Origin of the sequence: Natronospirillum sp. (assembly GCF_022565775.1) — a bacterium.
Classification (GTDB): Bacteria; Pseudomonadota; Gammaproteobacteria; order Pseudomonadales; family Natronospirillaceae; genus Natronospirillum.
In genome coordinates, this window is sequence record NZ_JAIUMC010000006.1 from 53,168 (window position 1) to 75,950 (window position 22,783).

At 56.6% G+C, this 22,783-nt stretch carries 19 protein-coding genes; 10 read left to right on the forward strand and 9 right to left on the reverse strand.

Translation table 11 applies throughout. The features are described 5' to 3' along the window. Positions 1-9: 9 nt before the first annotated feature. Positions 10-1,773, reverse strand: a complete 1,764-nt coding sequence (locus tag LAT62_RS02950) for an extracellular solute-binding protein (RefSeq protein WP_293378711.1) — start codon at positions 1,771-1,773, stop codon at positions 10-12. Positions 1,774-2,033: 260 nt separating this feature from the next. Here LAT62_RS02950 and LAT62_RS02955 point away from each other — a divergent pair, with 260 nt between their 5' ends. The 7 genes from LAT62_RS02955 to LAT62_RS02985 all read left to right on the forward strand — a co-directional run bounded on the left by LAT62_RS02955 (position 2,034) and on the right by LAT62_RS02985 (position 10,643). Then, entirely contained in the window at positions 2,034-2,975 is a 942-nt protein-coding gene (locus LAT62_RS02955; protein WP_293378714.1) for a sugar ABC transporter substrate-binding protein, read from the forward strand. Between the two features lie 106 nt (positions 2,976-3,081). After that, positions 3,082-4,089: an ABC transporter permease gene (locus LAT62_RS02960; protein ID WP_293378717.1), complete on the forward strand. Its 1,008-nt coding sequence runs from the start codon at positions 3,082-3,084 to the stop codon at positions 4,087-4,089. Between the two features lie 13 nt (positions 4,090-4,102). Further along, positions 4,103-5,062, forward strand: coding sequence for an ABC transporter permease (locus LAT62_RS02965; protein WP_293378720.1), 960 nt, complete (start codon positions 4,103-4,105; stop codon positions 5,060-5,062). Continuing rightward, positions 5,059-6,624 (forward strand): sugar ABC transporter ATP-binding protein, encoded by a 1,566-nt coding sequence (locus tag LAT62_RS02970; protein ID WP_293378723.1) that lies wholly within the window; start codon positions 5,059-5,061, stop codon positions 6,622-6,624. The genes LAT62_RS02965 and LAT62_RS02970 overlap by 4 nt, the downstream gene beginning before the upstream one ends. Positions 6,625-6,865: 241 nt before the next feature. Continuing rightward, a complete protein-coding gene (locus LAT62_RS02975) occupies positions 6,866-8,986 on the forward strand; it encodes a methyl-accepting chemotaxis protein (RefSeq protein ID WP_293378726.1) in 2,121 nt (706 codons plus the stop codon). Between the two features lie 239 nt (positions 8,987-9,225). Beyond that, complete coding sequence (locus LAT62_RS02980; RefSeq protein ID WP_293378728.1) at positions 9,226-9,999, forward strand: SDR family oxidoreductase; 774 nt, start codon at positions 9,226-9,228, stop codon at positions 9,997-9,999. A 116-nt stretch (positions 10,000-10,115) separates the two neighbouring features. Beyond that, positions 10,116-10,643, forward strand: coding sequence for a DUF1566 domain-containing protein (locus LAT62_RS02985; RefSeq protein WP_293378731.1), 528 nt, complete (start codon positions 10,116-10,118; stop codon positions 10,641-10,643). Positions 10,644-10,784: 141 nt separating this feature from the next. On the opposite strand, the gene LAT62_RS02990 is transcribed toward LAT62_RS02985, so the two are convergent. From LAT62_RS02990 to LAT62_RS03010, 5 genes are all read right to left on the reverse strand, one after another. After that, positions 10,785-11,525: a 2-oxo acid dehydrogenase subunit E2 gene (locus LAT62_RS02990; protein ID WP_293378734.1), complete on the reverse strand. Its 741-nt coding sequence runs from the start codon at positions 11,523-11,525 to the stop codon at positions 10,785-10,787. Positions 11,526-11,684: 159 nt separating this feature from the next. Further along, a complete protein-coding gene (locus LAT62_RS02995; RefSeq protein WP_293378737.1) occupies positions 11,685-13,142 on the reverse strand; it encodes an NAD-dependent succinate-semialdehyde dehydrogenase in 1,458 nt (485 codons plus the stop codon). A 14-nt stretch (positions 13,143-13,156) separates the two neighbouring features. Next, a complete protein-coding gene (locus LAT62_RS03000; protein WP_293378740.1) occupies positions 13,157-14,473 on the reverse strand; it encodes a biotin/lipoyl-containing protein in 1,317 nt (438 codons plus the stop codon). Next, positions 14,463-15,458 (reverse strand): alpha-ketoacid dehydrogenase subunit beta, encoded by a 996-nt coding sequence (locus LAT62_RS03005; RefSeq protein ID WP_293378743.1) that lies wholly within the window; start codon positions 15,456-15,458, stop codon positions 14,463-14,465. The genes LAT62_RS03000 and LAT62_RS03005 overlap by 11 nt, the downstream gene beginning before the upstream one ends. Before the next feature lie 10 nt (positions 15,459-15,468). Beyond that, positions 15,469-16,473 (reverse strand): thiamine pyrophosphate-dependent dehydrogenase E1 component subunit alpha, encoded by a 1,005-nt coding sequence (locus LAT62_RS03010; RefSeq protein WP_293378746.1) that lies wholly within the window; start codon positions 16,471-16,473, stop codon positions 15,469-15,471. 433 nt (positions 16,474-16,906) lie between these two features. Between LAT62_RS03010 and LAT62_RS03015 the strand changes: the two genes are divergently transcribed. Further along, the gene (locus LAT62_RS03015) at positions 16,907-18,211 is read left to right on the forward strand and encodes a Xaa-Pro peptidase family protein (RefSeq protein WP_293378749.1); all 1,305 of its coding nucleotides are present in this window, start codon (positions 16,907-16,909) and stop codon (positions 18,209-18,211) included. A 20-nt stretch (positions 18,212-18,231) separates the two neighbouring features. After that, the gene (locus LAT62_RS03020; protein WP_293378752.1) at positions 18,232-18,642 is read left to right on the forward strand and encodes a hypothetical protein; all 411 of its coding nucleotides are present in this window, start codon (positions 18,232-18,234) and stop codon (positions 18,640-18,642) included. A gap of 79 nt (positions 18,643-18,721) precedes the next feature. Here the strand turns inward: LAT62_RS03020 and LAT62_RS03025 are convergent, their stop codons facing one another. The 3 genes from LAT62_RS03025 to LAT62_RS03035 form a co-directional block, all read right to left on the reverse strand. Beyond that, complete coding sequence (locus LAT62_RS03025) at positions 18,722-20,365, reverse strand: acyl-CoA synthetase (protein WP_293378755.1); 1,644 nt, start codon at positions 20,363-20,365, stop codon at positions 18,722-18,724. Between the two features lie 56 nt (positions 20,366-20,421). Beyond that, positions 20,422-20,904 (reverse strand): redox-sensitive transcriptional activator SoxR, encoded by a 483-nt coding sequence (soxR, locus tag LAT62_RS03030; RefSeq protein ID WP_293378758.1) that lies wholly within the window; start codon positions 20,902-20,904, stop codon positions 20,422-20,424. A 128-nt stretch (positions 20,905-21,032) separates the two neighbouring features. After that, the gene (locus LAT62_RS03035; RefSeq protein ID WP_293378761.1) at positions 21,033-21,863 is read right to left on the reverse strand and encodes a fumarylacetoacetate hydrolase family protein; all 831 of its coding nucleotides are present in this window, start codon (positions 21,861-21,863) and stop codon (positions 21,033-21,035) included. A 217-nt stretch (positions 21,864-22,080) separates the two neighbouring features. On the opposite strand from LAT62_RS03035, the gene LAT62_RS03040 reads away from it, so the two are divergent. Further along, a complete protein-coding gene (locus LAT62_RS03040; RefSeq protein ID WP_293378764.1) occupies positions 22,081-22,644 on the forward strand; it encodes a CAP domain-containing protein in 564 nt (187 codons plus the stop codon). Positions 22,645-22,783 lie beyond the last annotated feature (139 nt).

Consider the following 22,783-nt stretch of genomic DNA (forward strand, 5'->3'; position numbering starts at 1 on the left):
ATCCCTCAGTTACTTGTACCGCCCATTGTCCCGCATCAACTGATCGGCTCTGTTCTGGGCTTTCTTCAGTGCTTCGGCAACGGTGGATTTACCAGACAAGGCGTCATGAACTTCTTCTCCGGCAATCTGTACCAGTTGGTTGATTTCCGGTACCGGGGGTCTTGGCCAGGCTTGCAGTTGGTCTTGCCTGGCCAGTTTGTCGACAATGCTGATCACCGGGGACACCTGTGCCACCTGAGGATCTCTGCTGACACTGAAACGGGCACTGACCACGCTGCCGTTGGTAATGTAGAGCTTGCTCAGGCCGGCAGAGGTCAGGGTTTTCATCGCGGTCCATATGGCGCTTCTGCGCTCCGGCGCAACATTGGCCGGTATGGCCAGTGCATAGCCGCCAAGCGGGGCGATGGGTGAGCCTCCAGGGCCATGCGGATGCGGCAGATAACCGGTATGGCCAAAGGCTGGAGAGGATTTGTCCAGCTCGAAAAGCGGCGCCAGTATGCTGTAGCAATAGGCCATGGCAACACGCCCTGAAGCATACACCTGGGCCCTGTCATACCAGGACATGTCGAGTGTCCCTCTGGGTGAGTACGGCAGCAAGGCCTTCATGTACTCCAGCGTCATCTCGGCAGCCTCGGACTGAAACATGGGGCGCCAGTTGTCCGCTTTCAGCTTGCTGTAGGAATAACCCAGGTGCCTGCGCTCCAGATTGAGAATCGGCTGACCAAAGGCCGACATCATCATCAGGAAAGAGTGGCCGAGTGGGGTGCCGCGCGCGCCATTCCAGGCAATACCATGTACCCCACGCGACGGACTGTTCAAACGTTTTGCGGCTTCGACAGTCTGCTCGATGGTGTGCGGTGGATTCAGTCCGGCTTCACGAAAGATGTCTTCCCGATAGCATAGCAATTCGGGTGACGGCTGCACGGGTATACCGTATTGCTTTCCTTCATAGCTGGCGCTGGTAAGCGCTTCAGGGTGAAAGTCCGAGAGGTCATGCTTGCCTTCGGCGTACAGGTCATCCAGGGGCAGCAGAATATCCTGCGACGCCAGTTCACCGAACCAGGGCAGGTCGCACGCAATGATGTCATATTTGGATTCAGCCAGGGCCGCATTGGCCCGTATCTCGTCGTGCAATCGGTCAATTGACAGGGCTTTGTTGCGGATCGGCGTGCCGAAAATATTCTCGATCTGTTTTTTGAGGTTGTGCATGGACATGAAGGTCGGGTCCGCATGCAACAACATGCGCAACTGGCCGCTCAGCTCCAGTTGCCGTGACAGCACGGTCGGTGGCGGTATTATCTTCGCGCTCTGCAGTGAAGCGCCAAAGAAGAAGCCGGCGCCAACGTCGCTGTCCGGGAAACCAAATGCCGTGCCGATCATTGTCTTGATGCGTTGCGCGAAATCCTGCCAGTCATTGATCAACGTATCCGAGGGGTGCAGCGAAAATGTCTTGCCTGTTCGTGTCCTGGGGCGCCGAACAATCAGCCCGCGTTCTATAATACTGTCTATCCCTCGCATGGCAGTGCCATAGGACAAGCCGCTGGCTGCTGCAAGGGAGGTCGGAGTAGTCAGACGGCCCTCCAGATGATTGCGCATCAGATGCACCATCATGCGCAACTCCCGATAGCCTGATTTCATGGACAACGCTGCTTCCGACTCGGACTCGAATTGCTCGACGAAGCGTATCAGCCGGGCCAATTCGGTATTCGAAATATCGGCCTGGGGCCGGGAGGACAGCAGATCATAAGGCCCTTCGGGTTGATTCTGAGACATAACTCACCTGAATAACCAATGTGGACGATCTGATCTTTGCCCATTGGCACACCGTATGTAAAGGCAGGCTTTCAGAAATGACTGTGTGGCACGAAAAATCACTGCCTGGGAGAGCAAGTAGAATATCCAATATGGATATTATTCAGCAGCGGATTGCTTGCCGGTTCAGCGGAGTGAAACCTACTATCGAAATCATTGCGTCGAAGGCCCTATCCAATGACGCAATGTGTTTAACAACAAATACAATACAGGAAAGTGCTATGACTAACCAAAAACTGATTCCATTGAGCCTGGGACTTATGCTGGTCGCGTCTGCGAGTGTGAATGCACAGTCACTTCGCATTGGCATCACACAAAACAATGTTGGCGTGGACAGCTATCAGACAACTTACGAGCGCGCCTTCATCGAGGCTGCAGAAGAAAACCCCGACGTCGAGACCATCGTGCTGGATGCCGGTGGTGATGTGGCTCGTCAGATCGGTCAAATGCAGGACCTGATTCAACAGCAAGTCGATGCGATCATCATCTGGCCGACTGATGGCCAGGCAGTGGTGCCTGCTGTGCGTCAAGCGCACAGTGCAGGGATCCCTGTGGTGGTCACCAACTCCCAGATCGCAGACGCCGGGTTCGACTATATCCAGTCATTCTCGGGCCCGGACAATATCACTCAGGGTGCCTACTCTGCAGAGATGATGTGTGACGCTCTGGGCGGCGAGGGTGAAATCGTTCAGATCGCCGGACAGCCCGGATATACCACCGCCATGGAGCGCGCCCAGGGCTTCGAAGAGCGTCTGGCTGAAATGTGCCCGGGTGTGACCCTGATGGAAACTCAACCCGGCAACTGGAACCGTGAGCGCTCTCAGAGTGTGATGGAAAACTTCCTCACCAAGTATGATCGCATCGACGGCGTTTATTCCGGTGATGACAACATGGGTGTGGGTGCACTCAATGCGGCGCTGGCAGCCAACCGTGCCGACGAAATCATCTTTGTGGGCGCTACCAACTTTGCAGTCGGCTACGAGGCGATGGAAGAAGGCAACTACTGGGGTTCCGTTTACCAGTCGCCGGTGGAAGATGCCCGCAACGCGCTGGCAACCGCCATTGCCGTGGCAAACGGCGAAGAGGTGCCCTTCCTGAACTACTTCGATACTCCGAAGATCACTCAGGACAATATGCACGAGTTTGACAAGCCGGTCTTCTGATTGGCAGATGAGCGTCGTGTACCCAAGTTGGTATACGGCGCTCATGATTCGCGCAGAAAATGTCCAACAATTACAAAATCAGGTCATCATTCGGGGTATCTGTATTATGGCGACCAAGCCTGTCATTGCCTGGGAGACCTTGTCTCCCTTTTTCAGCCGGGAGAAGATCCTCGCCTTCTTGACACAGCACGGCATTCTGCTGGTGTTCATCTTGTTCCTGCTCGGCTTTTCGCTCCTCTCCGAGCGATTTCTCACAACCGGTAACGTCATGTCGGTTCTGCGGCAGGCCTCGATTATCGGCGTCATAGCAATCGGCGTGACTGTGGTGGTCATCGGGGGCAATCTCGATTTGTCAGTAGGCTCAATGCTGTCGTTTGCCACCGTGCTGGTGGTTGATCTGCATGACAAGGTGGGTCCGGAACTGGCCATTCCCATGATGTTCTTTTTCACACTCCTGCTGGGTGCCGTCAACGGAGTGCTGATCGGGTATCTGAAGCTGAATTCGCTCATTGTGACATTGGCCATGCTCTCTGCCATTCAGGGCATAACGCTGATCTACACCGGCGGACAGAATGTGGATATCACCAACCGGCCCACCTGGTTCGGGTTTTTTGGTCGTGGCTCGGTAATGGGCATTGCAACACCGATTGTCATGTTCTTTCTGCTCGCCGCGATCATGCATGTGATTCTGAAAATGACCAGCTACGGACGCAAGGTTTTTGCCATTGGTGGCAACCCTGTCGGCTCACTTTATTCCGGTATTCGAAGCAACCGAATGGTCTTCAGTACCTATCTGATTTCTGCCTTCTGTGTCGCCTGTGCGGCCCTGATCCTCGGATCCCGCGTGATGGGGTCACAGAACAACGTGGGCCAGGGGTACGAACTGCTGGTCCTGGCCGGGGTCATTCTGGGCGGCACCAGCTTGCTGGGCGGCTCCGGCGGCATCTGGAAAACCGTCATCGGAGTGCTCATTCTCGGATTTATCCAGAACGGCCTCTTGCTGATGGGACAGCCCTACTACACCCAGTGGCTGGTTACCTGGGTGGTTATTATTGTTGCGGTTTGGATGGATCTGGCCAACCAGCGCAAAAAACTGTTCACAACGCATTCTTGATCTGGTGGGAATAATGAATTCAACAATACTATCCATGATAAGACGCGTGCAGCCAATCTGGTTGTTTGTCATTGTTTTGCTGGTCTTTTTCGGTTTCATGTCCGAATACTTCTTCACGGCGAGCAACCTCTTCAACATTCTGATTCAGACCTCCACCATTGGCCTGATCGCACTGGGCATGACCTACGTCATGATCAACGGCAACATTGATCTGTCGGTCGGCGCCGTTGTGGCCTTGTCTGCTGTGCTGGCGGTAGATCTTCAGCAATATGTCGGTATTCCAATGGCCATCCTGATCGCATTGGCCACCGGCACTGCCTTGGGGTTTCTCAACGGCATGATCGTTTGGAAGACCGGTGTCAATGCGTTCATCGTCACCTTGGGCGCCATGCAAGGTGTACGGGGCCTGGTGTTCGTGTATACAGAGGAACAGTCCTACTTTGCCATGGATTTTTCCTACTCCGATTTCGGCACGAGCACCTTCGCCGGAATTCCCACCCTGGCCATCATCTTCCTCGGATTCGCCCTGTTGATGCACCTGATTCTGACGCGAACGGTGCACGGACGTGACACCTACGCCGTCGGCAGTAATATTGAGGCGGCGCTCGATTCAGGGATCCGGGCGGGTCGACACATGGTCATCAACTTCATGATCGTCGGCTTCTTCGCCGCGCTGGCCGGAATCACTCTGTCCATGCAGATGGGTGCAGCCACCCCCAATCTGGGGCGTGACTACGAACTGTGGACCATCACCGCGGTGGTGCTGGGCGGGACCAAAATTGCCGGGGGCTCGGGAAGTATTATCGGCACTCTGGGTGGTGTACTCGCCATTGGCATTCTGCGCAATGGCATGAATCTTTTGCAGGTACCTTCGTTCTACGTTCTGGTCATCATGGGCACGATCCTGATCACGGTGCTTATGCTGGACCAGTACACAACCCGAAGCAAAGCGGGAAGGGAGGCTGCAGCATGACCGCACAACCCGTCGAAACAAACGAAACAATCGAGAAGCCGGATCAGACTCACCCCGTATTGGCGTTGCAGAACATCACCAAACGCTTTCCCGGCGTAGTAGCTCTGAATGATGTCAGCTTCGATGTACGTCCAGGAGAAGTTCATGCACTGGTGGGAGAGAACGGGGCCGGCAAATCCACGTTGATGAAGGTCCTGGCTGGCAAATATCAGCCGGAAGAAGGCAGTATCGTTCTGTCCGGACAAACGGAACAATTTGATACGCCCATGGCCGCCAAGCACAAGGGTGTGCTGCTGATTCACCAGGAATTGTCCCTGGTCGATGACCTGACTGTGGCAGAAAACATCTTTTTGGGAAGTCTTCCGAAGAAGGCATTCAATCGGGTCGACTGGAAGCTGCTGCGGCAGAAGACTGACGCGATATTGCAGCAGTTGAATTGCAGCTTCAAGTCCAGTGATATGGTGGGTGGGCTGTCCATTGCCAACAAGCAGATGGTGGAGATTGGCCGTGCGCTGGTGTTCACACCCAAGGTGGTCATCTTCGATGAGCCGACGGCTTCACTGACCGATCATGAAAAACCGGTTCTGTTCAAGGTCATCAATGACTTGAAGGACAAGGGTGTCGGTATTGTCTACATCTCCCACCGTATGGACGAGATATTCACCCTGTCCCAGCGTATCTCGGTTTTGCGGGACGGGGCTTATCAGGGCACGGTCAATACGGCTGACACGGACGAAGACTTGGTAACCAAGATGATGATCGGCCGCAGCCTGGAACGGGACAACAGCGCCAAGCCAACTGAATTCGGTGAGCAGGTGCTGGAAATCAGGAATCTGAGCCTCCCCGGCAAGTATCACGATATAAACCTGACCGTGCGCGCCGGTGAAATCGTCGGCATGTACGGCCTGATAGGCGCGGGGCGCACCGAAGTGGCCGACACCATTTTTGGTGTTCGGGCGGCCAAGTCCGGCGAAATCCGAATCGAAGGCAAGCTCGTGCAGGTCAAGTCACCGACCGATGCCGTGCGGCTGGGCGTCGCCCTGGTGCCTGAGAGTCGCAAGGAACAGGGGCTGATTCCCGTGCTGAGCTGTCGTGACAACATGAGTCTGTCCAATCTGAAAAACCTGAACAGCTGGGGGTTCATGAGCGGCAGGGCCGAAGCCAAGGTGTTTCAGCGTTATCACGACCGTCTGAAAATAAAGACACCAAGCGCGCAGCAAAAAGTCAGCAATCTCAGTGGGGGCAACCAGCAGAAAATCGTTATTGGCAAGTGGCTGTCGACGCACCCGAAGCTACTGATTCTGGATGAACCCACGCGGGGTATCGATGTTGGGTCCAAGGCCGAAATACATGCACTCATCAAGGAACTGGCCAAGTCCGGCTATGCGATTCTGGTGATTTCCTCCGAAATGCCCGAAGTGCTGACAGTCAGCAATCGCATTGTCGCCATGTACGACGGCCGCATCACGGCAGAGTTCAATGCCGAGCAAGTGACTGAAGATGGATTGATACAGGCCATTACCGGTCTGACTATTACCGACAATGAGGGTCAGCTGTCATGAACTGCCAGATCGGGCGCACTCCTGTGTTTGCGCACCGAGGCACAAGAGTATTTACAAATGGTGACCGATAGACGTTTTGAGGAGGCCTGAAAACTGTTGTGAGCGGTACTGCGAAGTACCTGCGTCGTCATGTGTTGCGGTGCTCATTGGGGGGCACTTCGTTGCCCCTGTTTTTTTCCGTGACTCAATGGTCCGCTGAAGGACTGAATCACCTCATACAATAACAAGAGTGAGGTCAGACATGAAAGCCTGGTCATTGCGGCTAAAACTTACGCTGGGCGTTGCCATAATGCTGGTGATTGCCACCAGCTTTCTTATTCTGCAGAGCGTCAATTCCATGCGCGCCAGCGGTGAATCAGCGATTCAGCGATCGGCCGAGTCTATGGAGACGATGACGCTGCAGAGCTTGCAGGAAATAGCCAATTCCGTGGCGTCAGAAGTCGAGAGCCAGTTTACCGGCACACTCGATGTCACTGGTGTCATGGCCGCGTTGCTGTCGGGTACCGCCGTAAACGTCGACAGTGAGGAACTCAGAATCCCGATGGACCGCGGCATCATCATGCGTATGGCGCGCGACACGCTGACTTCGCAGCCACGCCTGCAGTCACTCTTTATCCATTTTGAAGAAAACGCCTATGACGGCAATGACCGCTTTTTCCGTGGCAGTTGGAACCACTCTTCCGACTCCGGCACCCTGGCCGTGCACTGGCGCCGCGATGCAGAAGGGCTGGTGACAGAAGCCAATGTCACTGATGCCGAGCTCAAGTACGACATGACAGAGCTCGCGCCGGGCGTGCGGGTCGGTGAATGGTATCTGTGCAGTCTGGACACTGCGTCAGTGTGCGTCACGGAGCCATTCAATGATCTGGAGACAGAGCAGGCCATTATCGCCCTGACAACACCTGTGCTGGTACAGGACGAATTCCGGGGTGTGGTCGGGGCGGATCTGGCCCTGAATCATTTGCAGGATCATATCGAATCACTTGCAGACTCAGTGTTTGAAGGTGCCAGCCGCATCTATCTGGTCAGCCCGGGCGGACAACTAGTAGCGAGCAGCGACCCGGCTATCGAACCCGGAGAAACCAGACTTGACGCTACCGACCCCGAGGTCGCGCAGCGTCTGAACGACGACACCGGTGCACTGCTGTCGGACAACCGGCTTCTGGCACAGGCTCCGGTTTCCACAGGTCAGGAGCTGGGAGACTGGTCTGTCGCCATTACGGTTCCCGAGGCCCTGGCCCTGTCGGCAGTGGATGAGCTGCAGGCCGAACTGACGCAAGGCTATCAGTCCACAGCCTTTCAGATGGCAGCGCTGGGGCTCGTGATGCTGGTGCTGGCACTGCTGGTCATGAGCTTCTGGCTGTCCTACACCACACGCCCCCTCGCCATGATGGGCCAACGTGTGGCCGAACTGGCTGGCGCCAAGGGGGATCTCACGCGGCGCCTTAACATGGACCGTCACCGTGAACTGATCACCGTCTCCGAGGGGTTCAACAACTTCACAGCAAAGCTTCGCAGCATGATCACTTCATCCAAGTCCCATGCGGATGCGCTGGTCGAACAGGGTAATGCACTGATCGAGGCCGCCAACAGCACACAGCAGGCAACTAACGCGCAGCAGGAGGAAGTGCACAGCATCGTCACGGCCATGGAGCAGATGAGCACAACCGCCGATGAGGTGTCGCGGCTGTCGCTCGATAACGCGCAGGAAACGGAAGCGTCCACGGTCTCCCTGGTCGAAGCCAGAGAAGCCTTCGAGCGCACGCTGAGTGAGGTGACGGCAGTCGCGGAAGACATGACCGAAATCAGCCAGCGCATCAGCCGAGTATCGGCCAGCAGCAACAACATTTCCAACATCATCGAGGTTATTCAGGGCATTGCCGAGCAGACCAATCTGTTGGCCCTGAACGCAGCCATCGAAGCCGCCCGTGCCGGAGAGCAAGGGCGCGGTTTCGCCGTGGTAGCGGACGAAGTCCGCAGCCTGGCGGCGCGAACACGGGACTCCACCCAGCAAATCGAGAACCTGATAGAGGACCTGCATCAAGAGGTCAAAAGCACGGTCACGGAAATTGACCGCTCCTCCCGCCGGTCGAAACAGACAGCGGATGAAGCCATCAAGGCCAATGACAAATTTCAGACGGTGGCAGACAGCATAGAGTCCATCTCTGAACGCGCCACCCAGGTCGCCAGTGCCGCAGAAGAACAAAACCGAGTGAACGAGGAGATCAATCGCAGCATGTCGCAAATCAATGAAGCCGGGCAACACCTGCTGACGTTATCCCGATCTGTGAATGAGGCAAGCGGGCGAGTCGGTGAATTGGCGCAAAAGCTGGACGGTCAGCTGGGTCAACTAAAAGTCTGAATATGCGCGGAACACCCGCCATGAGCAGGCTTTCGCAAAGCAAACAAAAAAATCCAGAGTGGATTTTATTCATACTGGCAACGTTTGAGTTGATGACTTTATTGGTCGATTATCGAAACAGGGGCCTCTGATACATGCCATACGGACAATGTTGATGGGCGCCTTACAAATACAAGATAAATCAAAGAGGAAAAGGTGATATCCCAATGGATAAAACAAGACTAAAGGGTAAAAACTGCTTGATCACTGGTGCTGCACGCGGCATGGGTGCTGCCGTGGCTGAAGATTACGCTGCTCAGGGGGCCAACGTGTGCGTGGCAGACCTGAATGTTGAGGGCTGTGAGGAAGTAGCAGCCCGCATCAACAGCAAGGACGGTGGTCGTGCCATTGCGGCCAATCTCAACGTGACCGACCGTGCTCAGATGCGAGCCGCTGTTGCTGCCACTGTAGAGGCGTTTGGCAGCCTCAATGTCATGGTCAACAACGCCGGCATCAACAAACCACTGATGTTCATGGATATCACGGAAGAGAACTGGCAGCAGATCATGGACGTCAATGCGCTCGGCACCTTGATCGGGATGCAGGAGGCCGCCCGCCAGATGATCGATCAGGGCAAGGAGAACGGCCCCTACAAGATCATCAATGTCGGGTCCATTTTGTCGCGTCAGGCGTTCGATGATGTGGTGCCCTACTCCTGCAGCAAGCATGCTGTACTGGCCATGATCAATGGCGGGGCCAAAGCGCTGGTGGACCACAACATCACCGTCAACGGGTACGGTCCGGGCGTCGTGCGCACGGAACTGTGGGAGCAATTGGACAAGGACCTGGTCAACATCGGCAAGTTCGACAAGCAGGGTGAATCAATGGACAAGCTCGCCGAGAACATGATTCTGATGAAACGCTATTCGTATCCGGAAGACGTTATTGGAACGGCGTCCTTCCTTGCAGCCAAGGACTCGGACTACATGACCGGTCAGCTGCTGATGATCGATGGCGGCATGATCATGCAGTAAGGCGATCCCGAGACATGGAACCGACCCGATGATTCTGGTCGGTTCTGTCGCATCGCGTCTCGCAATGCGCTCAGTGTCTCTTGATGGCCACTGGATAATCCGGGAGTGTCTCTGTCATGAATATCCTGCGAATGTTTCGTATAGCACCGGCTTTGTTTGGGTCCATGGTGGCACTGCCTGTGCTGGCTGACATCTCGTCGGCCGCTGGGGATTGCGTTTCCAATCTCAGTGAGAGAACGCCGTCTAGTGCGTTCACCGCGTTCGACAATGGCTCCGTGGTGCGCCACGAACCCACAGGGCTGGAGTGGCAACGCTGTCCACTGGGCATGAGCTGGAGCAATTCAGCCTGCGTTGGCACTGCTGGGGGCTACTCATGGCAGGACGCCGTGCAACTGGCCGAGAATGATGCGGAATGGCGCCTCCCCGAGATCCAGGAACTGCGCACTATTGTGGAAGTGTGCAGGGTCAAACCGTCGATCAATCAAGCGGTCTTTCCGGGCACCCCGGCGCTTCTGTTCTGGTCCGCCTCGATTTCTGTCAGAAACCCGGACCTTGCATGGTTTGTGGACTTCAATGACGGTTACGGCTACTGGGGACGCAAATCCTACAACCGTCGCGTGCGCCTGGTGCGCGACGCGCAGTAGTTGCAGATACCAGATGCGCCCGCAAACCCTGGCAGGCAAACGCCTCAGATCTTAGGGTGTCTTGTGAGGTGCAAAAAAGCCGCAAAGTGCGCAAGGCCCTCGCGGCTTTTTGGTTTGTGCCTGTCACGGGCAGCCTGTCACTCAGACCAGGAGCAAACGAATATCGGCCAGGCTGCGTGCATATTCACTCAGAAAACGTGCCGCATCGGCACCGTTGATAACCCGGTGATCATAGCTCAGGTCGAGCGGAACCATAGGCGTAGCGACAAAGGCTTCACCATTCCAAACCGGTTGATGCTGCATTCTTGTAATGCCCAGAATGGCAACCTCTGGCGGATTAACGATGGGGCTGAAGCTGGTGCCCCCTATTCCGCCAAGGTTGGTAATGGTCATTGAGGCGCCGCCCATTTCTTCAGGAACCAGTTTTCTCGACTTGGCCCTGGTGGCGAGGTCGACAATCTCTTCTGCAATTTGCCAAAGCCCTTTCCTGTCGGCATCCCGAATAACGGGCACCATCAATCCATGCTCGGTATCTACCGCAATACCAACATGAATGTAATCCTTCAGGTAGAGCGTTTCTCCATCCGGGCTCAGTGATGAGTTGAATTTGGGAAACTTGCGCAATGAAACAGCCAGCGCTTTTACAAAAAAGGGAAGCGTTGTCAGTTTCACGCCACGCGCTTTGGATTCGGCTTTATACTGAGCGCGAACCATTTCCAGCTGACTGGCGTCCACTTCATCGTGGTGAGTCACCTGAGGTATAACCACATTGGCAGCGGTCAGATTGTTGCCCGCAACGCGGTCGAATCTTGATGTCTTATGGGCTTCCACCGGCCCATATTGACTGTGTTCGATATCCCAATAGCTGCTGTAATCGTTCACTGGTCGCTCCGTTGTCTGAGGACTATTGAGGTCGTCCATGGTCAGTTGTGTTCTGCCCAGGCGATCAGCGAGCGCTTGCAGATCGATCGATAAGCTGCGTGCTCGCGCTCGAACGCTCGGTGAGGCTACTACTTTGTGCATTCGATAACCCTCGTCCGTTTACCAGGTAGCAGAGATGTACTGGGTTTCCATGAACTCCAGCATGCCTTCATGGCCACCTTCGCGCCCCAGGCCTGATTGCTTGCTGCCCCCAAAGGGCGCTGCAGGGTCGCTGACAAGACCACGATTCAGGCCCACCATGCCATAGTCCAGGCGTTCGCAAACATGCATTGCCCGCCTCATGTCCGAGGAGAAGACATAGGCGACGAGCCCATACTCTGTATCATTGGCTCGGCGAATAACGTCTTCCTGGTCTTCAAATGTCTGGATCGCCACAACCGGCCCAAAGATCTCATCGTGAACACAGTCGGCATCTTCCGACACATTGGAGAGCACCGTGGGCGGGAAGAAGAAACCCTTGCCTTCCAGTCGACGCCCACCGCATTCTACCTTCGCGCCCTTTTCGACCGCGTCATGCACAAAGCCCTCTACTTTCTCGAGCGTGCTCAGGTTAACCAGTGCACCCACGTCGACATCAGGGTCGATACCATTTCCGATCTTCAGCGCAGACATTCTCTCTGTAATGCGTTTGGTGAATGCTTCAGCAACGTTCTTGTGCACATAGACCCGATTGGCCGCTGTGCAGGCTTCGCCAAGGTTGCGCATCTTCGCCAGCATCACACCTTCAATCGCAGTATCCATATCAGCGTCTTCGAACACGATAACGGGGGCATTGCCCCCGAGCTCCATAGCCGGGGTCAACACCTGATCCGCAGCCGCCTTGAGCAGTTTGCGGCCAACCGCCGTTGAACCGGTAAACGACACGACACGCACACGCGGGTCGTGCAACATATGGTCGACTACTTCTGCAGGATGGTTGGTGGGCAGCACGTTGACGAGCCCCGGCGGAACACCGGCCTCTTCGAGCAGGGGCATCAGTGCCAGCATGGTCAGGGGCGTCTCGGCTGCTGGCTTGATGATGACAGCACAGCCGGCAGCGAGTGCCGGGGCGATTTTCCGCGTCCCCATTGCCGCAGGGTAATTCCAGGGGGTCACCAGCACAGCCAAACCAGCGGGCTTGTGTTGCACGATGATTCTCGCACCGGAGGCCGGGGCATGAGTCACAAGCCCATCTGCGCGTACCGCCTCCTCTGCAAACCAGCGAAAGAATTCAGCCGCATAGCGAACTTCACCAATGGCATCGGCTCTGCCTTTGCCGTTTTCCAGGGTGATCAATTGGGCGAACTCTTCCAGTCGCGAATCGATCAGTTCCCAGGCTTTTCTGAGCACTTCAGAGCGTTCGCGTGGCGTTTTGGCAGCCCATTTCACCATGGCTTTCTCTGCTGCATCGAGCGCCGCATCCGCATCAGGAATCTCGGCGGAAGCCACGGTGGCCAAAAGCTCCTCGGTCGCAGGGTTGACCACATCAAACCGAGCGCCACCCGAGGCTTCCGTAAAATGACCATCGATATAGAGATCAGTGGGAACATTGTTCATTGAATGTTGTTGTATTGTCATAACAATATCCTGGATTAGAAAAGGTGTCGGATCGGGTCTGCCAGCCGGGCGGCAAAATTGTCGAGCAAGACAGCGGCGTCTTTTCCGGCCAGTTGAGCGTCAACGCACGTCAAAGTCACCGTGAGTTCGTCGTTCGAACCAACGATGGCGAGCACAGGAACCGACTCCGGGGTAAGCTCCGCCGCGGAAATAAAAGTCCCTCTCAGGTCATGAACGATGAGGTCTGGCTCGGATTCCGATTCAACCGTGTGTGACAATTGGTGATGTGTTGAAAACGCCTCACTCTCACCACGACGATCAATTCGCACGATCGAGTTCTCGGCCAGACTGGCACCGGCGAAGGTAGCGATAACACGCTGCTCACTGGCGTTTTCGACATTATCGACAGCCCAGGCGACAAATGAGTAGAGTTCAGGCGCTGCAACGTGGGCAGACAATCGGTTGATCGCGGCGCCGGCGTGAGCCGCGCTGCTGTGGTCGACTTTTACCTCGTTGGCTTCCCTGAGCACTTCAAAGTCCCGGGCATGAAACGGCTGAGGGTGATTGGTGGCCGCAAGCAGGGCAAGGTTGTAACCAGCCTGATGTGCCATCCGCTTCAACTTCGGAGACGCCAGTATTTTACCCTCTGGTGCAGATCTGCGGGCGGCCTGTGCCACAGGCCGTTTGGCAGCCAAAGGGTCAGCTGCTGCCTTCGGCACCGTCTCGGAGGGTGCTTGCTCCGGCTCTGGTGTTGGTACAGCTGACTTCGAGTAGGCCCTGTCGACCATCGCCGAGACCTGCTCACTATTGATGATCGCAATCGTCTCTCCGGTCGGTACATCGTCTCCTTCAGCCGCAAGGCGCGCAACGAGATAGCCACTGACGCCGGCTGGCACCTCGACCACGTTCTTGTCGGTTTCCACTTCAAAGAGGGTGTCGTCCTCCTTGACCTGATCTCCGATTTTCTTGCTCCACGCCACCAACGTGCCGGTGTCCTGAGACATTCCCAGCACGGGCATGATGACGGATTTTCCCGGCGGTAATGAATCAGCTTCAGGGGCTTGGTCACTGGTTGCAGCAGCGGGCTCTTTCGGGGATGAACCGGACGCATCCCTGGAATCACTAATCAGCGCGATCACTTTGCCGACCGCAACCTCATCGCCATCACTGGCACTGATCTCGACCAGGAACCCACTGGCGGGTGCCTCCACCTCCATCGTGGTCTTGTCGGTTTCCACTTCGAACAAGGCCTCACCCTCGGTAACAGACTCACCCTCCGACTTGCGCCACGCGAGCAGAGTCCCCTTGTCCTGTGCCATGCCGAGGGCGGGCATGATGATTTCATGCCGCATCGATCAACTCCCCGCTGACAAGCTTCATGGCCTGCTCAAACACGCCCTCCGGAGTGGGTACGGTGATGTCCTCCAGCACAGGCGAGAAAGGAATAGGCACATCCATTGCTCCAATTCGGGTGGTCGGCGCATCCAGATAGTAGAATGCCTTTTCGTTGATGCGGCTGGCGATTTCCGAGGTCACGCCGAAACTTTGATGGCCTTCGTCGACAACAATGACCCGGCCGGTCTTTTTCGCTGATTCAACCAGCGTTTTCTCATCCAGAGGGACAATGGTTCGCGGGTCGATAACCTCTGCGTTGATGCCCTTTTCCTGCAGCATGTCTGCAGCTTTCTCGCAGACCTGCACCATCGATGAGGTGCCAATCAGGGTTATATCCGTTCCTTCGCGTTTCACACACGCCTGACCAAAGGGAATGGCGTATTCTTCTTCCGGAACTTCAGCGGAATCCTGATACATCAGCTTGTCTTCGAAAATAACCACCGGGTTGTCGTCGCGAATGGCTGTTTTCAGCAAGCCTTTGGCTTCATAGGCGGACGACGGCATGGCAATCTTCAGGCCCGGTATGTGCGCAACAATGGCATGCAGCGACTGGGAGTGCTGAGCGGCCGAGCGCCGGGTCGCCCCCATGTTGGTGCGCAACACCATGGGCACATTGAGTTTGCCGCCTGACATGTAATGCGCCTTGGCTGCCTGGTTGCACAACTGGTCCATGATCAGAAAGATAAAATCACCGAACATGAGGTCGACCACCGGACGCATCCCCGTCATGGCAGCCCCGACACCAATGCCGGTAAAGCCGGGCTCGGAAATCGGCGTGTCGATCACGCGGTCGGTGCCGAACTCCTCAACCAGCCCGGACAGAATCTTGAAAGGCGTGCCTGCTTCCGCCACGTCCTCGCCCAGGATGATGACTGTTTCATCTTGGCGCATCTCTTCAGCCAATGCTTCGTTGACTGCTTTTGAAAAGGTTATTTCTCGCATACGATTCCCCTCAGGCCAGGACATGCTCAACATCGGTGAAGACATGCATGTCCACCTCCGACGCAGCTGGATATGGTGCGTTCAGCGCATAGGCGACAGCGTTCTCTGCATCTTCAGTGACCGCTGCATTGATTTCATCCAGAGCCTCTTCCGTGGCATGGCCATTCTCGACCAGCCAGGAGCGCAGACGAATGATGGGATCCCGGTTCTTCTTCCAGTCCTCTTCCTCTGTCTTGGCACGGTAGTATTCGCGGTTGATGTCGCCCACATGGTGCCCGTGATATCGGTAGGTCATGAGCTCCACGAAAAAGGGGCCCTCGCCGTTGCGCGCGCGCTCGACAAGCGACTTTGCCAGGGCGTTCACCGCAATAACATCCTGACCATCGACCTGGTGGGCCTCGATACCAAACGCCTCTGCGCGTGCCGTGATGGAGCCGGCGGCAATCTCTTCAGTTTTGGTGTATTCCGAGTAGCCATTGTTTTCACAGGCATAGATCACCGGAAGATTCCACAGCGCGGCCATGTTCATGACTTCATACATGAGCCCCTGGGCTGTTGCGCCATCACCAAAAAAACAGACGGCGACATCACTTGTTTTCTTCAATTTGGCGGTCAGCGCTGCACCGGTTGCTATACCCAGAGAGCCACCCACGATCGCGTTGGCACCCAGGTTGCCGTTCGATTGATCCGCAATGTGCATGGAGCCGCCCTTGCCCCGGCAGTAGCCTTCTTCACGCCCGAGCAGTTCGCAGAACATCGCCTTGAACTCGGCACCCTTCGCCACGCAGTGACCGTGGCCACGGTGGGTGGAGGTTATCTTGTCTGTGGGCAGCAGAGCGTCACAGATACCGACCGCAACCGCCTCCTCGCCAGAGTACATATGCGTCAGGCCGGGCATCTTTGCCGACAAATAGAGCTGATTCGCATTGTTTTCGAACGTTCGTATGCGGAGCATTTGCCGAAACATTCTCAATGCGTCTTCAGCATTCAACTCTGCTTTTTTTGTTTTGCTCATTGCTAACCTCATTGCTTAGCGTGGTCGCACTGCTTCACCGGCCATTAATGGTGATGCTTGCCCAGCTGATTATTGATACCCATTGCGCTCTCCGTTTTTCTTTTTATCGCCGGGTCTGTGTGAGATGACAGTGAATATACCGTGAGTGCCTCGGTGTAGTAACAGCGATCTTGTCCATTTTGGATATTTTAGAAGCACAAAGGACGCGCTGGGGGGTTTCATGCTGTTCGTCTGGGGTTAAGGTTAATGCACACGTTGCCAAGCTCGACTGCACTGGAAGGTCGCAGCAGAGCAAAGCAACCAAAACAAAAGCAAAACCCGTGAGTACAAGAGAACTACTGGGTTCCGCATTACACCACTGCAGCGACAAGCACGATGGTGCATTGCCCCGAATGAAGTAGTCAGCCACGACAGCCCGGGTGAGGAAGGTCTTATGAGTCAGAATATCAATGTTGAGCCACGCGTAATCGACACAGACGCGCTTGATCCGCGCTGGGAATGGAACCGGCCCATACCGGCTCCCGGGCGGATGAGTGTTGATTTTGAACAGCGTGTCGACTTCAGTCGTCTGCACAAATACCGGGTAGAACGGGCCAGGCAGGCGCTTCGTGAATCCGACCTGGGCGCCATGCTGTGCTTCGACAACAACAATATTCGCTATCTGACCAGCAGTGTCATTGGCGAGTGGAGCCGGGACAAAGTATGTCGCTATGCCTTGTTTACGGGCAACTCCGATCCGTACCTGTGGGATTTCGGCAGCGCAGCGGCACACCATCGAATCCACAACCCCTGGTTCGAAAACGACCATTGGCGTGCCGGCATGCTGGGGTTGCGTGGTTCGGTCGCAAAAGAGGCCGGGCTTTTTGACAACGCGGCCAAGGAAATCCGCGATATTCTGCAATCCGAAGGCGTTGCCGACATGCCGATCGGCGTCGACATTTGCGAACCCCCGATGCTGTTTGCCCTGCAGCAACAGGGCCTGGATGTGCGTGATGTGCAGCAGGTCATGCTGAATGCCCGGCAGATCAAAAGCATGGATGAGATCATTCTGCTCAACCAGTCCGCATCGATGGTTGATGGGTGCTACCAACTCATCGCCGAACACCTGAAGCCCGGCTACCGAGAGAATGAGCTGGTCGCCATTGCCAACAAGTTTCTGTACGACAACGGATCAGATGACGTAGAGGCCATCAATGCCGTATCCGGTGAGCGGTGCAGCCCGCATCCGCACAACTTTACCGATCGCATGTACCGGCCAGGGGATCAGGCCTTCTTCGATATTATCCAGTCTTACATGGGCTACCGGACCTGCTACTACCGAACGCTCAATGTGGGCAGCAAAACACCGGCCCAAGTCGACGCTTATAGAAAGGCGCGCGAGTGGATCGATGCCGCCATCAATCTGGTTAGACCCGGCATGACCACCGACAAGATTGCAGCGGTCTGGCCCGCGGCTACCGACTTCGGGTTCCAGAGCGAAATGGAAGCATTCGGCCTGCAGTTCGGGCACGGCCTGGGGCTAGCGTTGCATGAACGCCCGATCATCAGCCGCCTCGTGTCGTTCGATAACCCGTTCGAGTTGCAGGAAGGGATGGTGTTCGCGCTGGAGACCTATTGTCCGGCTGCCGACGGCAATGGCGCCGCTCGCATCGAAGAGGAAGTCGTGGTGACGGCAGATGGATGCCGGATTATTACACTGTTCCCGGCTCAGGAATTGTTCGTGGCCAACGAGTATTGAAACCAATTCAGGAGAAAGCCATGCCTACATACCAATACCAAGGCGTTGATTCAGGAGAGATCTTTGAATTCTTTCACAGCATCAATGACTCTGCGATGGACAGACATCCTGAAACGGGTGAAGCCATCAAACGGGTCATCACCAGTGCGCCGGCGTTGCACCTCAAGGGGCTGAAAAAACATGTTCAGATAAACTACAAAAGCGCGGCAGCGACAGCCTGTGGATGTGCATCCAATGTCGCGCTGGCGGAACAAATGTACTCCAACAGCCGCGAAACGCCGGCCTATGGATCAATCCAAAGCAGGAAAACCGTGCATGGGGCCATTGTCACCGGCTCTAGCAGTGGTCACAGCCACAGCCATAGCCATAGCCACGGGGGCGGTTGTGGGCACAATCACGGCAGCGGAGGAAGCTGTAACCACAAGCACTGACAGCAAGTCACTGGCCTGGAATGCGCCCGTGGCGCGTCGGGGAACGGCATAGCCTGCCACTGGCAGAGCCGGAGTAGAGTCAACGTCTGCCCGGCTCCTGCTCCCGCAGCACCCGACGCATTACCTTGCCGGTGGTCGTCAGCGGCAGTTCTTCGACAAACGCCACCTCGCGCGGGGTTTCATAGGCGGCCAGGTGCTGACGCACAAACTGCTGTATGTCTTCCGCCAGTTTGGCTTCTGCGGTGTGGCCGGGTGCCAGCACGACAAAGGCTTTGACGACCTCGGTGCGCACCTTGTCCGGCACCCCGATCACTGCTGCCATGGCGACCGCCGGGTGGCGCAGCAGGCAGTCCTCTATCTCGGCCGGGCCAATGCGATAGCCGGCACTGGTGATCACGTCATCCGTGCGGCCCAGATACCAGAAGTAGCCGTCGCTGTCGCGGCGGCCCATATCGCCGGTCAGCAGCCAGTCGCCGATGAACTTCTCCTCGGTGGCCTCCGGTCGGTTCCAGTAGCGCAGCATCATGGCGGGATCCAGCCGGTGCACGGCAATCAGCCCGTCGGTGCCATCCGGTAGCGGCTGACCAGACTCGTCGACTATCGCCACCTCGTGCCCCGGAATGGCTCGCCCCATGGAGCCGGGCCGCACCGGCATCAGCCCGGCACAGTTGCCCACAATCAGGTTGCACTCGGTCTGGCCGTAGAACTCGTTGATCTCCAGGCCGAAGGTCTCGCGCCCCCAGTCCAGAATCTCCGAGCCCAGGGTTTCGCCACCACTGCCGATGGAGCGCAGTTGGCAGCCGAAGCGTTGGCGCGAATCGGGTACCTGTCGCATCAGCTTCAGTGCCGTCGGTGGCAGAAAGCTGTTGCGCACGCTGTGTCGAGCCATCAGCTCAAACGCCTGCTCCGGATCGAATTTGGGAAACCGATGCGCCAGCACCGGCACGCCGTAATACCAGGCCGGCAGCAGCACATCCAGCAGGCCGCCGATCCAGGCCCAGTCAGCCGGTGTCCAGAACAGATCATCGGGCTGCGGGAAGAACTCGTGCGGCAATTCCACACCCGGCAGATGCCCGAGCAGCACCCGGTGCGCATGCAGCGCGCCCTTGGGGTTGCCCGTTGTGCCCGAGGTATAGATGATCAGCGCCGGGTCCTCGGCCTGGGTGTTCACCGGCTCGAAGGTGCCCTGCACCTGGTCGATCAGCCGTTCAAAGGATTGGGTACCGGCCACCTGTCCGGCGCCGGTCACGATGACGTGCTGCAGTTCCGGCAGCTCGGCGCGCAACGCCATCACCTTGTCCAGATTGTCCGGATTCGTGATGACCACCCGAGCACCGCTGTCGCTCAGCCGATAGCGCAGCGCGTCCGGCCCAAACTGGGTAAACAGCGGCAGTGCAATGGCCCCCGATTTGTAGATGGCCGCATGAGAGATCGCTGTATCCGGAGCCTGCGGCAGCAATATCGCCACTCGGTCACCCGCCACCAGGCCGAGTGCGCGCAACGCCAGGGCGAAGCGATCGGAAAGGTCCTTGATGCGGGCAAAGGTGTAGCGCTCGACGCTGCCGTCATCGCGCTCATAAATCAGCGCCAGCCGCTCCGGATCCGTAGCATGGCGATCCACGGTTTCCACACCGATATTGAAATGCGTGGGTTGCGGCCAGCGAAAACGCTGCACCAGTGCGTCGTAGCTCTCGGCGGGGCCTGTCAGTCTGCGGTAAGTCATGCCACAAGATTAGCCACAGGCCCATGTGAAGTCGACCTTTTCAGCAGGCAGCCTAATTACGCTTCCCGCTCCCCTTCCAATACTTCGTTGAACACGACCGGGCCCGGACCTGCCTTGGCGGCCTCGTCGTCCGGGTTCTGCAGCGGGCAGATGTCGAGCGACAGGCAGCCGCAGCCAATGCAGCCATCCAGTTGGTCACGCAACAGGGTAAGTTGCTCGATCCGCTGGTCCAGATGCTGCTGCCAGTGGCGGGACAACTGGCGCCAGTCTTCCGGAGTGGGCGTGCGGTTCCTGGGCAGTGCAGACAGGGATTCCGCAATATCGGACAGCTTGATGCCCAGGCGCTGCGCCGTCTTGATCACCGACACACGACGCAGCACCTCCCGCGAGAAACGCCGCTGCCCGCCGTCATTGCGCCAACTGCTGATCAGGCCCTTGGCCTCGTAAAAACGCAATGCAGAGGCCGCCACGCCGGTTCTCTTGGCGACCTGACCAACCGTCAGCACATTACCGGTGACTTTCACATTCTGACTCGGCATACATAACAGTCTCTTTGCACGAATTCTGTGCGCAGGTTAAAACTTAAAGCTTGGTTTACGTCAAGCAACTGCTGCACTACTGCCATGTATCCAGCATCAAGACCCATCTTCTGCACACTTTCGGGCATTCAGCCCTTGCCGTCGAAAAACTCCACGGCGAGATCTGGCAACGCAATGCCCTGCACTTCCGATTGCCAGGTTTCACCCGGCTGGATGGTCTCGGCGGTAGTGATGGTACCCGTGGTCACAATGTCGCCAGCCTGCAGCGGCGCATAGTCGGGCTGTCGGGCCAGTACCTCCAGCAAATGTGCGATGGCGGCCAGAGGGCTGCCCAGCACATTGGAGCCCTTGCCGGTGGTGACAGGCTGACCATCGCAAGACAGTGTCAGCGTGAAAGATTCCAAAGCAGCCATGGCATCACTGCCAAGTTGCGACACAGACTGCCGGGGGCCGATCAGCAGATTACCGTGCAGCCCGCCATCCGCCACCGTATCCGCCGCCTGAAATCGCCAGCCGGGAAAGTGCGACTGCACAACCTCGAAGCCATTGGCCACCCAGTCGATCGACTCCAGAATCCCGGGAATGCTTGCGCCGGGTCTGGGCGCAGTGCGAAAACCAAACACGATTTCCGGTTCGATCTTGGGCTCGACGAACCGGCCAAGACTGCAGGTCGCGCGCGTATCATCCAGTTGCACGACGGTCTTATCATAGAGGTAACCCCAGATCGGCTCGCGAACACCATAGACCGACCACATCTCATGGTTGGTGAAGCCAATCTTCCGCCCAACCGACCTGGCGCCTGCTGCCATCCGCGCGCGGTGCACCACATCCGCAACCTCATAGGCCGCAGCGAGATCGAAGCCGGAATAGCGTGCCGTGAATGGCTCGAGCTGCTGCGCCGAGTCCTGTGCCACCTTCATTTCCAGCGCGAGTGCGCCCGGGTCGAGCTCTGGGGTCATGCGTATTTCTCCGTTTGGTCTAAAGGGCCTGCCGGCCAAACCCAACGGCCACGCTAATCCACCTTACCACCAGCTCAATTTCAGTACAGGCCAACCATGAAAAGACGACACCGCCTATTCTCGCAAGCCTTTTGAGGTGAAACCGTTATAGTGAACGGAGTCAGACAGCAGACCTGATGTCTTGCTGCGATGAAATTCCTCTGGAGAGAAGTAACCAGTGAAGCCGTATCTTAGCATTATCACCGCAAGCACCTTGTGTCTGACACTGACAGCCTGTTTTGATGATTCCGATGGGTCTTCAGACTCAGATGAACAGGACACTGCATCCGAGGCGTCAGGCTTCTGTCCGAACAGTGAAGGGCAGGAAGATCGGGAAGAACTGCTGCGACTGGTCAATGAAGCCAGGGAGAGTGGGTATACATGTGGCGACACGACTTATGAACCCGCCGAACCGTTAAGCTGGCACTGCACCATCGAATCCGCTGCCCGTGGACACTCCAAGGACATGGTCAGCAATGACTTCTTTTCGCACACCGGTTCTGAGGGTTCGCAGCCGTCTCAACGCCTTGATAATGAAGGCTATACCGGCTGGACAGCCGTTGGCGAAAACATAGCAGCCGGTCAACCCACCCCAGCCGCCGTGGTCCAGGGTTGGCTTGATAGCCCCGGCCACTGCAGCAATATCATGAACCCGGCATTCGAGGATATGGGCGTGGCCCACGAACTGGCCAGCGACGCGCAGTACAGCATCTACTGGACCCAGAAGTTTGGTGCGCAGTAGTAGACGAGACTACAACGAACAATCCATCAGCTTGCCCGGCTTTCTGAAGCGGTCAACCCAAACTGCTCATGACTAGTCATTGGATTTGCTCTTTCTGGCATCCCGAACCAGGTAAGAGTTGCCCGGACCTCGCTTGAGT